The organism is Bradyrhizobium sp. UFLA05-125 (assembly GCF_059803515.1).
In genome coordinates this window covers 67565-79916 of the sequence record NZ_JBANBJ010000028.1, presented here as the reverse complement: position 1 = coordinate 79916, position 12352 = coordinate 67565, and the positions used below count along the sequence as shown (strand labels likewise).

Sequence of the window (12352 nt, the reverse complement as noted above, 5' to 3'; positions counted from 1 at the left end):
TCGCGTCCATCGCGTTCAATGGGGTAATCAACGACGCGAGACGCACATGACGACCACCGCCGTTCCCGACGGCTTCGAGCCGCATTTCCGCAAGAGCCCGCTCACCGATCCCTGGGAGCCGCTCTATTCAAAACGCACAGAGAAGGCCGTGATCGTCGGATTGCGGTTGGCAAAGCCGCACACCAACGCGCGCGGGCTCATCCACGGCGGCCTCATCGCAGCTCTTGCCGATGCCGCGATGGGCTATAGCTGCGCGCAGGCAACGGGCTGGACGACGTCATTCGTGACGGTCTCGCTCGCCGTCGATTACGTCGGCGCGGCCGAGATAGGCCAGTGGTGCGCGGTCGAGAGCGAGGTGATCAAGACCGGCAGCACGATCTGCTTCGCGCAATGCCTGATCAAGGCCGACGGCGCCGCGATCGCGCGCGCCAACGGCACGTTTCGCGTCGTGCCGAAGAAGGAGTGAGCTCTCGTGTCCCGGACGCGGTGCGGCGCGAAGTGCCGCTCCGCAGAGCCGGGACCCTTGAGGCATGGGCCCCGGCTCTGCAGCGCATCACTGCGTGCTGCGCCGCGTCCGGGGCACGAGAGTTAGCCAAACCGCCAGTTCGTCGTCTCCACCACGAGATCGATGAACGCGCGCACCTTGGCCGAGAGCAGGCGCGAGGTCGGATAGACGATGTGGATCGGCATCGCCGGCAGCTCATACTTCGCCAGCACGATTTTCAGGCGCCCGCGCCTCAAGCCCTCGGCGGCCTGATAGGCCAGCACGCGCGTCACGCCGCCGCCGGCTTCGGCATATTGCAGGGCCGCGTCGGCGCTGTTGCTGATGAAGCGGGGAGACGGCGTCACCTCGATCTCGCGGCCGTCGCGCAGGAAGCGTCGATCGGTCGCCGGGCCGAACTGGATGGTCTGATGCTCGAGCAGCGCCTCCGGCGTCTTCGGTTCGCCGTACCGCGTCAGATAGCCGGGCGAGGCCACGACGATGCGCCGCATCTCGCCGACATGACGCGCGACCAGAGACGAGTCGGCGAGATGGCCGATCCGCACCGCGACATCGACGGCGTCTTCCACGAGGTTGACGAGATGATCCGACAGCCTGAGTTCGCAGGCGACTTCGGGATAGCGCTTGAGATAGGTGGTCATGACCGGCCCGACATGGAGCCGGCCGAACCCGACCGGTGCCGAGACCACGAGCCGCCCGCTCGGCCGATTGCGCTCCTCCCGCGCAGAGCCGTCGGCCTCCTCGACATCGGCGAGGATCCGCCGCGCACGTTCGAGATACCGCGTGCCGACGTCGGTGAGTGTCACGGAGCGCGTGGTCCGCTGCAGCAATCGCGCGCCAAGATGCTCCTCCAGCGAAGCGATCAGCCGGGTCACCGCCGACGGCGACAGCCGCAGCTTGCGCGCCGCCTGCGCAAAGCCACGCAATTCGGCGACGGTGACGAAGACGTGCATGGCCTCGAGCCGGTCCATGACCATTATTGCATATATCGCAATGATGAAGTGTCAAGCAGGTCGATTGTTTTAGCCCGAATAGGGGCCATGGTTGAGATGAAAAACGCAAGACGCGCCAGTTTCCTGGAGATGCTCCGATGCAGTCCGTCCACAGCTACGCCAGCGACGTCGCCTTCACCCCGGCCGTCAAATCGATTCAGACACGAAAAGGCTCGCGCGAGGCCTATGCCCACGCCGAGCAGCGCGGTTGGCGCACCGAGGTCGACGAAAACCTCGCTGCGTTTCTGGCCGACGCCAGCAGTCTCTATCTCGCCACGGCCTCAGCCGACGGCCAGCCCTATATTCAGCACCGTGGTGGCCCGAAGGGTTTCTTGAAGGTGCTGGACAAACATACGCTTGCCTTCGCCGACTATGCCGGCAACCGGCAATATCTTACGCAAGGAAATCTCTCCGAAAATCCAAAAGCCTATATCTTCGTAATGGACTACGCCCATCGCCGCAGGGTGAAGATCTGGGGCGAAGCGCGCGTGGTGGAGGACGATCCTGCGCTGACGCAATCGCTCATGCCGAAAAGCTACAAGGCTCGCCCCGAGCAGGTCATCATGTTCACGATCACCGCCTGGGACACCAACTGCCCGCAGCAAATCCCGCAGAAATTCGACGCGGCGGACGTGGCGGCAGCACTCGCTGCGCGCGATGCAAGGATCGCGGAGCTGGAAGCGGAGGTGGCGGCGCTGAAGGGGCAGGCGGCGGCAGCCGCTGAGACACCGCATTGAAACCAATGCCACGCCGACGGAGCAGCCTCGCCCCTTGTGGGAGAGGGTGGCTCGCCGCGTAGTGGCGAGACGGGTGAGGGGGTCTCTCCACGGGTGAATCTCTAGCGATGGAATTGGCCGATGCAGACCCCTCATCCGGCGCGCTACGCGCGCCACCTTCTCCCGCAAGGGGAGAAGGGAAGTGGAGTTCGTGGAGAGCTACAGCGCGCTGGCGCCTTCGTGCTGGAAGCCGAGATAGCTCGCCGCGACGCGCTCGTTGGCGGCGACGTCGCTGGCTTTGCCGGAGAGCACGAATTCGCCGAGCTCCATCACATAAGCATGATCCGCGATCTTCAGGGCGGCCTGCGCGTTCTGTTCGACCAGCAGCACCGAGACGCCGCTGGCGCGCAACTCGGTGACGATGCGGAAAATGTCGGCGACGATGATCGGCGCCAAGCCGAGGCTCGGCTCGTCCAGCATCAAGAGTTTCGGCTCTCCCATCAGCGCGCGGCCCATTGCGAGCATCTGCTGCTCGCCGCCGGACAGCGTGCCGGCGAGCTGCTTGCGCCGCTCCTTCAGCCGAGGGAACAGCGCGTAGATCCGCTCGATCGAGCTCTTCGCCCTGCTCTTCTCGATGCGGAAGGCTCCTAACTCCAGATTGTCCTCGACATTCATCGTCACGAACAATTCGCGGTGCTCCGGCACGAGCCCCAGCCCCATTGCAACGCGGTCCTCGATGTCGAGCCGTACGAGGTCCTGCCCGGCAAAGGCGACGCGGCCCTTAAGCGGCAGGATACCCATGATAGCGGAGAGCAGCGTGGTCTTGCCGGCGCCGTTGGCGCCAACGATGGTGACGATCTCGTTCGCGCCGACCTCGAGCGAGACGGAGCGGACCGCCTCGACCTTGCCGTATGACACATGCGCGTCGGTGACTGACAACAGCGCGCTCATGCCGCCACTCCGAGATACGCTTTGATCACTTCGGGATTGGTCTTGATCGTGGCGGGCGTGCCTTCCGCAATCTTGGTACCGAAATCGAGCACCACGATGCGGTCGGCGAGATTCATCACGAAGCCCATGTCGTGCTCGACCAGGAGCACGCTCATGCCGCCGTCGCGGAGCTCTCGCAGCAGCCTGGCGAGCTGCTGCTTCTCCATGTGGCGCAGGCCGGCCGCCGGCTCGTCGAGCAGCAGCAGCATCGGATCGACGCACAGCGCGCGGGCGATCTCGACGATGCGCTGCTGTCCGAGCGAGAGCGAGCCTGCGAGCTGATGCATCTGCCCGCCCAAGCCGACGCGCTCGATCTGGCGCGCGGCTTCCGCGAGCAGCCGTGCCTCGTCAGCGCGGTCGAGCCGCAGCATCGACGCAATCGGGCCGGATTGGCCTCGCAAATGTGCGCCGATCGCGACGTTCTCCAGCACGGTCATGTCGGGCACCAGCTTCACGTGCTGGAAGGTGCGGGAAATGCCGAGCTTGACGATCTCCTGCGGCGGCGCCTTGTCGACCTTCTTGCCGAGCACCGAGATCGAGCCCGAAGTGGCCGACAGCACGCCTGTGATCAGGTTGAACGTCGTGCTCTTTCCGGCGCCGTTCGGACCGATCAGTGCGACGATCTCGCGGGCCTGGACGTCGAATGAGACATTGTTCACCGCGATCACGCCGCCGAACTGTTTTCGCGCTTTTTCGACTCGGAGCAGCACGCTTGCCTCGGCGGCTGCGCGGACGCGCGCCGGTAGCGTCAGCGAGGTGTCCGGCTTCCTGCCGCCAGCCTTCTGCGGCAGGAGTGACATCAGCCACGGCCAGACGCCGCCCGGCGCAAGCTGCAAGAGCGCCACCAGCATGATGCCGAACACGATGGTCTCGACCTGGCCGGAGCCCGGCACGATGAGCGGCAGATAGCTCTGCAGCACTTCCTTCAGGACAACGACGATCGCCGCGCCGAGCACGCCGCCCCAGACATAGCCGGCGCCGCCGACCACCGCGATGAAGAGATACTCGATGCCGGCCTGTGCACCGAACGGCGTCGGATTCACCGCGCGCTGGAGATGCGCATAGAGCCAGCCGGAGAGACCTGCGAGCACCGCGGCATGGATGAACACCAGCAACTTTGCACGCGGCGTCTGCACGCCAAAGGCTTCGGCTGCGACATGTCCGCGCCTGAGCGCGCGGATGGCGCGGCCGGTGCGGGAGTCCAGCAGGTTCATGGTGAGGAGCGCCGAGACGATCACCGCAACCCAGATCGCGTAATAGATCGAGTCGGGCGAGAGCATCTTGAACGTGCCGATCGACAGCGGGGGGATTGCGGAGATGCCGTCGTTTCGTCCCAGAAATTCGAGCTTGCTGAAGAGATAGAACAGCCCGAGCCCCCAGGCGAGGGTGCCGAGCGGCAAATAGTGGCCCGACAGGCGGACCGTGATCAGCCCGAGCAGCACCGCGAGCAGGCCGCTGACCAGCAGCGAGAGCGGCAAGGTCAGCCAGGGCGACAGGCCATACGCCGTCGACAGCACAGCGGTGGTGTAGGCACCGAAGCCGACGAAGGCCGCCTGTCCGAAAGAGGTCAGGCCGCCGACGCCGGTCAGCAGCACGAGGCCCATCGCGACCAGCGCAGTGAGACCGATATTGTCCAGGAGCACGATCCAGAACGGCGGCATGCCGGGAAGATGCGGGATCGCCGCCATGACAAGCGCGAAGACGAGAATGGGGAGCCGGTCGTTCATCGTGCTCAGTCCTTCTCTTCCTCGACCGCGGGGGCTGCGAGCGAGCGCAGCAGCAGCACCGGAATCAGGAGCATGAAGACGATGACCTCCTTGTAATTGCTGGCGTAGAAGGACGAGAACGCCTCGACGATGCCGACAAAGAGCGCCGCGATCGCGGTCAGGGGATAGCTGACGAGGCCGCCGATGATCGCGGCGACGAAGCCTTTCAGGCCGATCAGGAAGCCGCTGTCGTAATAGAGAGTTGTAATCGGGACGATGAGTATGCCCGACAGCGCGCCGATCACCGACGCCAGCAGGAAGGCGATCTGCCCCGACAGCGAGGTGCGGATGCCGGCGAGCCGCGCGCCCAGCCGGTTGACGGCGGTCGCGCGCAGCGCCTTGCCGTAGCGCGTGAAGCCGAAGAACAGCCAGAGGCCGACGATGAAGGCGATGGTGATGCCGTAGACCGTGATGCTCTGGCCGGTGAAGCGAAGCGCGCCGAGCGTGAAGGCCGTCGACAGCACCGCCGGTCCGCGCTGGCCTTCGGCGCCGAAGAACAGAAGGCCGAGGCCCTGCAGCGCGAGATGGACGCCGACGGAGGCGATCAGCAACACGAGCACGGAGGTGTGCGCCAGCGGCTGGAACACGATGCGATAGAGCGACACGCCGATCAGCGCGACGATCACGAGCGACAGCGCCATCGAGACTGCGACCGGCGGCTTCTGGCCGGCGAAGTAGAGGGTCACCGCCAGCACGAGTCCCGGCAGCACGATGTTGGCGAGGAAGGTGCGGAGGATCAGCCGTCCGTGCAGCGCTTTGCGCGCTGCGAACAGGTCGAACACAAAGGCGACGATGCCCATGGCAAGTGCGAGCTTGGCCGTGCCCGGCATCTGCCCGGAGGCGAGCGAGGCATAGGTCAGCGCACCATAAGTGACGAATTCGCCTTGCGGGATCAGGATGACGCGGGTGACGGCGAATACCAGCACCAGCGCCAGTCCGAGCAGCGCATAGATCGCGCCGTTGGTGATGCCGTCCTGGATCAGGAACAGCAGGATGGTGGTATTCAAGACCGGACGCTCCCCCTCAAGATCCGGGCCGATCCCGCTTTCGCGGTGAATCGTCCCTCACAGCCATTGAAAATCGCTGACGATATTTGATATGGTCAATAACAATTATCGAATATAACTTCAAGGGCCGGGGAACACCGGGCCTCAATCTAACGGGATTGCGAGCAACAGGCGATGACCGTTTCCAAAGCGGCGGAAAAATCGGCGGAAGTAACCGCAAAGGGCGCGGAGGCAGCCAGGGCGCGCAAGGACGCGAATGATGATGCCAGCGAGGCCATTCAGCTTGGCGAACTCTCCGAACAGCTCGGCTACGTGCTCAAGCGCGCCCAGCTCAAGGTGTTCGAGAATTTCCTGCGTTGCATGGCCTCTCTCCAGCTCACGCCGGCTCAGTTCTCCGTGCTGCTGCTGGTCGAGAAGAATCCCGGCCGCAATCAAACCGAGATCGCCTCCACGCTCGGCATCCTGCGCCCGAATTTCGTGGCCATGTTGGATAACCTCGAGAGCCGCGACCTTTGCGCGCGGATCCGCTCCACCAACGACCGCCGCTCGCACATCCTGGTCTTGACCGACAAGGGCAAGGCCGTGCTGTCCCGCGCCAAAAAGCTCGTCGCCACCAAGCACGAGGCGCGGCTGAACGAGCTGCTGGGCGGGGCCAACCGCGAGTCCCTGATCGCCATGCTCTCCAAGATCGCCAACGAGTTTTGAGGCGAGCTGTTTCTCGACTCTAACGCTGTTGCCGAATGCCTTCGCAGTCGAAGGCGATTACGCTGCAGCGAACCGGTCGGGCAAGGCAGGCGCTTCCGGGGACAGGAAGCGGCGCTCGATTTCGGCTGCGGGCAGTGGACGGCTGAACAGGTAACCCTGCATCTCCGTGCATCCTTCCGCCGCGATCCGGTCGAGCTGCTCGCGCGTTTCGACGCCTTCCGCGGTCGCCGTCATCCCCAACCCGCTTGCGAGCGCAGCAATCGCCCGCACGATGTTGAGCGATCCGGCATCGGTGGCGATGTCGCGTACGAAGGAGCGGTCGATCTTGATCTTGTCGAACGGGAAACATTGCAGATAGGTCAGCGACGAATAGCCGGTGCCGAAATCGTCCATCGCGATCCGGATTCCGAGCTCGCGTAGCCGGTGCAGCGTGGCGAGCGTCCCCTCCTTGTCCTGCAGGAGGACGCTCTCGGTAATCTCGATTTCGAGCCGGCTGGCGTCCAGCCCGGCGGCTGCGAGCGCGCCAACGATCACCTCGGCGAGACCGGCGAAGCGGAATTGCACTGCCGATATGTTGACGGCGACGTGGAGGTGCTTTGGCCATCGGCTGGCGGTCATGCAGGCCTGTCGGATCACCCACTCGCCGATCGGCACGATCAGGCCGATCTCCTCGGCAAGCGGAATGAAGCTGCCCGGAGGGATCAGTCCGCGCTGCGGGTGCTGCCAGCGGATCAGCGCCTCGAAGCCGCTGATCGCGCCGCTGTGGCTCTTCACCAGCGGCTGATAGTGAAGCTCGAATTCTCCGCTGGCGAGCGCCTTGCGCAGATCGCGCTCGAGCGCGCGGCGGCTTTGCACCTGCTCGTCCATGGCCGGCTCGAAATAGCGGTACGTACCCCGGCCGTCGCTCTTCGCCCGGTAGAGCGCAAGGTCTGCATTCCGCAGCAATTGCTCCGGTGTTGCTCCATCGGCCGGCGCAATGGCGATGCCGATGCTTGCCCCTGCGATCGTCTGCTGGGCGTCGATCTCGAACGGCGCGCTCATCTGCCCGATAATGCGCTGCGCAAGTGTGCCTGCTTCGCTTGCCTCGCCGATCGGGGTCTGCAGGACGACGAATTCGTCGCCGCCCATCCGGGCGATCGTGTCGCTAGGGCGAACGAGGCGGCGGAGACGCTCGCTGACGCCCTTGAGCAGGGCATCGCCGGCATGATGACCCAGCGTGTCGTTCACCGACTTGAACTTGTCGAGGTCGATGTGATGTACGGCGAACGTCTGTTTCGACGCGAACGCCTGCTCGAGCCGCTGGTTGAGCAGGGCGCGATTGGCGAGGTCGGTCAGCGCGTCGTGATGCGCCATATGCGCGATTCTGAGCTCGGCCCGCCGCTGCTCAGTGATGTCTTCGTGGGTCGCCACCCAGCCGAGATCCGGCATTGGGCGATGGCGGATCTTGAAGGTGCGCCCGTTTCGCATCTCGACGATGCTATCGACGGGCTCGGCCGAAACGACGACGCCGGTGCGCCATTTCATGTACTCGTCCCGCGACATCGCGGGCACGCTGCCGGCCTCAAAGCGCATGTCGACGATGTCCGTCAGGGGCGTGCCGGGACCGACCCGCTCGGGCGGCAGACCGTACATGTCGATGAAGTCCTTGTTGCACACGATCAGCCGGTGATCGGCATCGAAGAAGCACAGCCCGTGCGACATGTTGTTGATCGCGATGTCGAACTGCATGTTGCGCTGTTGCAGTCGCGCACTGAGCTCCTCGCGTTCGGTGATGTCCTCGTGGGTGGCCATGCCGCCGCCATCCGGCAGAGGATGAACGGCATAGGCGATGATCCGTCCGTCCGCGAATTCCTGCACGGTCCGCTCGTTGACGACCGCGCGCTCCGTCCGCGCGCGAACATAGTCCTCGGCCTCACCGCGAATCTTCAGCCCCAGCTTGAGCCGATGCTGGATCAGGCTGCTCACCGGTGTGCCCGGCCGCACCTCGTCTGGCGCAAGGCCGTACATGTCCATGTAGCGCTGGTTGCAGTAGATGACCTCGCGGCTGCGGTTGAACAGGATGATGCCGAGCCAAAGATTGTTGACCGCTTGCTCGAGCAGCCCGCCCAAGGCGAGCGAGCCGAGCCCGCCGTTGTCGGCGACCAGCCTGTCGCGATCCTCCATGTGTGTTCGCCCCCTTCCAGCGCGGCAAGCATTAGAGCAGAGGCCGGTGAATGGTCTCCACGATCTGCCGCCCCCACAGGCAGCTTCCTGAAGTTGCAGCGAATTTCACGTTAAGGAAGCGCGACGAGATTGCAGCATGCGGGCAATTTCTTCTTGATGTGCAGTGCAGCATAATCGATGCTTGATACATCATTTTAGATATAATATGCTTGCTTTATCAATCATGGAACCTGCCATGGAGGCGCTTTCAGTGATTACCGCCGCGCAGCTCCGGGCCGCTCGGGCCCTGCTCGGGATCGACCAGCGCGAGCTGGCGCAGCGCTGCTCGCTATCGCTGCCGACGATCCAGCGCATGGAGGCCTCCGAGGGCGTCATTCGCGGCAACGTCGATTCCCTGATGAAGCTGGTCGAGGCGCTCGCGGCCGCGGGCATCGAACTGATCGGCGAGGGCGCGCCCTCGACCGGAGGCGGCCGCGGTGTGCGGCTGAAATCCCAGCCGAGCGCGGGCGAGGGCAACAAATGACGACGCGCGCTCAACTCGCAACCCGGGAACTCTGATGATCTCGGTGGCGCTATGGTCGGTGGCACTGCTGCTGGCGATGGCGCCGGTCGGGATCGCGCTGTCGACGCGTCCGCGCGGTTCGATCGTGCTCTATGGCGCCTGCCTCGTCATCACGGCGGCGCTCTGCGTCACCGCGCTCGTTCACTTGCTCGATCCTGCGCATCCCGTGTTGAGCGCGACGCTTCCGATCGGCCTGCCCTGGCTGGGGGCTCACTTCCGTCTCGATGCGCTGTCGGCTTTCTTCCTGGTCGTGATCAACATTGGTGGCGCAGCCGCGAGCCTGTTCGCGCTCGGCTATGGCGTTCATGAGGAATCTCGCGGCCGCGTGCTGCCGTTCTATCCGGCCTATCTCGCCGCCATGAACACCGTGGTGCTCGCGAACGACGCCTTCAGCTTTCTGGTGGCGTGGGAGTTCATGTCGCTGACCTCCTGGGCGCTGGTGGTGGCGCATCATCGCGAGGCCGACAACGTTCGCGCCGGCTACGTCTATCTCCTGATGGCGAGCTTCGGCACGCTGGTGCTGCTGCTCGCCTTCGGCCTGCTCGCCAATGGTGCCGGTTACGATTTCGATGCGATCCGCGCCTCGCATCCGTCGGCCGCGCTCGCCGGCACGGTGGTGATCCTCGTCCTGCTCGGCGCCGGCTCCAAGGCTGGCCTCGTGCCGCTGCACGCCTGGCTGCCGCTGGCCCATCCCGCCGCACCCAGCCACGTCTCGGCACTCATGAGCGGCGTGATGACCAAGGTTGCCGTCTACGGTTTTGTCCGCGTCGTTTTCGACCTGCTGCCGGAGCCTGAGTGGTGGTGGAGCATGGTGGTGCTGCTCGTCGGCGGCCCCACCGCGACGCTGGGCGTGCTCTATGCGCTGATGCAGCGCGACATCAAGCGCGTGCTGGCCTATTCGACCATCGAGAACATCGGCATCATCTTCACCGGTCTTGGGCTCGCGCTCGCCTTCAAGGCGCAGGGGCTCGACTGGGTGGCGGCGCTCGCCTTCACCGCGGCGATGCTGCACGTCTTCAATCATGTGCTGTTCAAGAGTCTTCTGTTCTTCGGCGCCGGCGCGGTGCTGGAAGCAACCGGTGCGCGCGACATGGAGAAGCTCGGCGGGCTGATCCATCGCATGCCCCGCACGGCCTTCGCGATGCTGGTCGGCTGCGTCGCGATTTCGGCGCTGCCGCCGTTCAACGGCTTCGTTTCGGAATGGCTGACCTTCCAGGCGATCCTGCTCTCCCCGCAACTGCCGTCCTGGGGCCTGAAGCTCGCCATCCCCGCCGTCGGTGGGCTGCTGGCGCTGGCGGCCGCATTCGCCGCGGCCTGCTTCGTCAAGCTCTATGGCATCAGCTTCCTCGGCCGGCCGCGCACGGATCTCGCGGCGAACGCGCATGAAACCGACCGCTTCTCGCTGGCCGCGATGTTTGCGCTCGCAGCACTCTGTCTCGTCGCCGGCATCCTGCCCGGCCTTTTCATCGACGCCCTGGCGCCGGTGAGCAAGGCCATGGTCGGCAACGCCATGCCGCATCAGACCGGACTGCAATGGCTGACGGTGGTGCCGATCGCGGAGAGCCGCAGCTCCTATAACGGCCTTCTGGTCTTCCTGTTCGTCGCGCTCTGCGGCACCGCCGCGGCGTCGGCGATTCACCGGCTCGCTTCCGATCGCCTGCGCCGCGCTCCGGCGTGGGATTGCGGCTATCCCGATCCCAGCCCGCTGATCCAGTACTCCGCCTCGAGCTTCTCACAGCCGATCCGTCGCGTATTCGGCAGCGTGATCTTTGCGGCCCGAGAGATCGGCGAGATGCCGCCGCCGTCCTCGCCGGCGCCCGCGCGCCTCACGGTCCAGCTGCATGACCTGATCTGGGAGGTGCTCTACGCGCCGATCGCAAAGGGCATCGGCTTCGCCACCGAGCACATCAACGTCCTCCAGTTCCTCACCATCCGCCGCTATCTGACGCTGGTTTTCGTGGCGCTGATCGGGCTGCTCCTGGTGGTGGCACTATGAATGCGCTGCGCGACGTCATCTCGCAGGGTGCGCAGATGCTGCTGGTGCTGCTGCTCGCGCCGCTGCTCACCGGCTTCGTGCGCAAGGTGAAGGCGCGGCTGCTCCGCCGGCGCGGGCCGCCGCTGCTCCAGCCCTATCGCGATCTCGTCCGTCTGATGCGCAAGGATGTCGTGCTCGCGGACAACGCCTCCTGGCTGTTCCGCGTCATTCCCTATCTGATGTTCGCGGGCACCTGGGTGGCGGCCTCCCTGGTGCCGACCTTCGGCAATGGCCTGTTGTTCTCCTGGACCGCCGATCTCATCGCCATCATTGCGCTGCTCGGCAGCGCGCGCTTCTTCCAGGCGCTTGCCGGCATGGATGTCGGCACGGCCTTCGGTGGCATCGGCTCCAGCCGCGAGGTGATGATCGCCTCGCTCGCCGAGCCCGCGATCCTGATCACCGTATTCTCCGTCGCAATGATCGCCGGATCGACCCAGCTTTCCAACGTCGCCGAGTTCATGGGCTCGGATGCGGTCGGTCTGCGCGTGTCACTCGGCATGGCGTTCGTCGCGCTGACCATCGTGGCGCTGGCGGAGAACGCCCGCATTCCCGTCGACAATCCTGCGACCCATCTCGAACTCACCATGGTCCACGAGGCCATGGTGCTGGAATATTCGGGGCGGCATCTCGCGCTGGTCGACCTGTCGTCGCAGCTCAAGCTGCTGCTTTATGTCTCGCTGATCGCCTGCGTGTTCCTGCCGTGGGGTACGGCGGCCGGGGATGCGAGCGTCGCGACACTGGCGTTGGGCGCGCTGCTGTATCTCGGCAAGCTTGCAGTCCTTGGCTTCCTGCTCGCCGTGTTCGAGACCTCGATCGCCAAGATGCGCGTGTTTCGTATTCCGGAGTTTTTGGGCGCGGCGCTGATGCTGGCGCTGCTCGCGACCTTGCTGCGCTTCGTGTCGGGGAGCCTGTAA

General features: G+C 65.0%; 11 protein-coding genes. 6 read left to right on the top strand and 5 right to left on the bottom strand.

The window, feature by feature from the left end:
• The first annotated feature begins 46 nt into the window (after positions 1–46).
• Positions 47–466, top strand: a complete 420-nt coding sequence (locus SO156_RS23775) for a PaaI family thioesterase (protein WP_498536441.1) — start codon at positions 47–49, stop codon at positions 464–466.
• A gap of 122 nt (positions 467–588) precedes the next feature.
• On the opposite strand, the gene SO156_RS23770 is transcribed toward SO156_RS23775, so the two are convergent.
• Positions 589–1473, bottom strand: coding sequence for a LysR family transcriptional regulator (locus tag SO156_RS23770; protein ID WP_498536440.1), 885 nt, complete (start codon positions 1471–1473; stop codon positions 589–591).
• Between the two features lie 119 nt (positions 1474–1592).
• Here SO156_RS23770 and SO156_RS23765 point away from each other — a divergent pair, with 119 nt between their 5' ends.
• Complete coding sequence (locus SO156_RS23765) at positions 1593–2231, top strand: pyridoxamine 5'-phosphate oxidase family protein (protein WP_498536439.1); 639 nt, start codon at positions 1593–1595, stop codon at positions 2229–2231.
• Positions 2232–2429: 198 nt separating this feature from the next.
• Here SO156_RS23765 and SO156_RS23760 read toward each other — a convergent pair whose 3' ends face one another.
• Genes SO156_RS23760 through SO156_RS23750 form a run of 3 tightly spaced genes read right to left on the bottom strand, consistent with a single transcriptional unit; the run spans position 2430 to position 5973 of the window.
• Positions 2430–3161 carry an ABC transporter ATP-binding protein gene (locus tag SO156_RS23760; RefSeq protein WP_498536438.1) on the bottom strand — a complete coding sequence of 244 codons (732 nt, stop codon included), beginning with the start codon at positions 3159–3161 and terminating at the stop codon, positions 2430–2432.
• A complete protein-coding gene (locus tag SO156_RS23755; RefSeq protein WP_498536437.1) occupies positions 3158–4927 on the bottom strand; it encodes a branched-chain amino acid ABC transporter ATP-binding protein/permease in 1770 nt (589 codons plus the stop codon). Before SO156_RS23755 ends, SO156_RS23760 begins: the two co-directional genes overlap by 4 nt.
• Positions 4928–4932: 5 nt before the next feature.
• Complete coding sequence (locus SO156_RS23750) at positions 4933–5973, bottom strand: branched-chain amino acid ABC transporter permease (RefSeq protein WP_458145666.1); 1041 nt, start codon at positions 5971–5973, stop codon at positions 4933–4935.
• A 174-nt stretch (positions 5974–6147) separates the two neighbouring features.
• Between SO156_RS23750 and SO156_RS23745 the strand changes: the two genes are divergently transcribed.
• Positions 6148–6678, top strand: a complete 531-nt coding sequence (locus tag SO156_RS23745) for a MarR family winged helix-turn-helix transcriptional regulator (RefSeq protein ID WP_458145667.1) — start codon at positions 6148–6150, stop codon at positions 6676–6678.
• A 57-nt stretch (positions 6679–6735) separates the two neighbouring features.
• On the opposite strand, the gene SO156_RS23740 is transcribed toward SO156_RS23745, so the two are convergent.
• The gene (locus SO156_RS23740; protein WP_458145668.1) at positions 6736–8841 is read right to left on the bottom strand and encodes a putative bifunctional diguanylate cyclase/phosphodiesterase; all 2106 of its coding nucleotides are present in this window, start codon (positions 8839–8841) and stop codon (positions 6736–6738) included.
• A 250-nt stretch (positions 8842–9091) separates the two neighbouring features.
• Here SO156_RS23740 and SO156_RS23735 point away from each other — a divergent pair, with 250 nt between their 5' ends.
• Genes SO156_RS23735 through SO156_RS23725 form a run of 3 tightly spaced genes read left to right on the top strand, consistent with a single transcriptional unit; the run spans position 9092 to position 12352 of the window.
• Positions 9092–9364: a helix-turn-helix domain-containing protein gene (locus tag SO156_RS23735; RefSeq protein WP_458145744.1), complete on the top strand. Its 273-nt coding sequence runs from the start codon at positions 9092–9094 to the stop codon at positions 9362–9364.
• A gap of 34 nt (positions 9365–9398) precedes the next feature.
• Positions 9399–11399, top strand: coding sequence for a hydrogenase 4 subunit B (gene hyfB / locus SO156_RS23730; RefSeq protein ID WP_498536436.1), 2001 nt, complete (start codon positions 9399–9401; stop codon positions 11397–11399).
• Complete coding sequence (locus tag SO156_RS23725) at positions 11396–12352, top strand: respiratory chain complex I subunit 1 family protein (protein ID WP_498536435.1); 957 nt, start codon at positions 11396–11398, stop codon at positions 12350–12352. Before hyfB ends, SO156_RS23725 begins: the two co-directional genes overlap by 4 nt.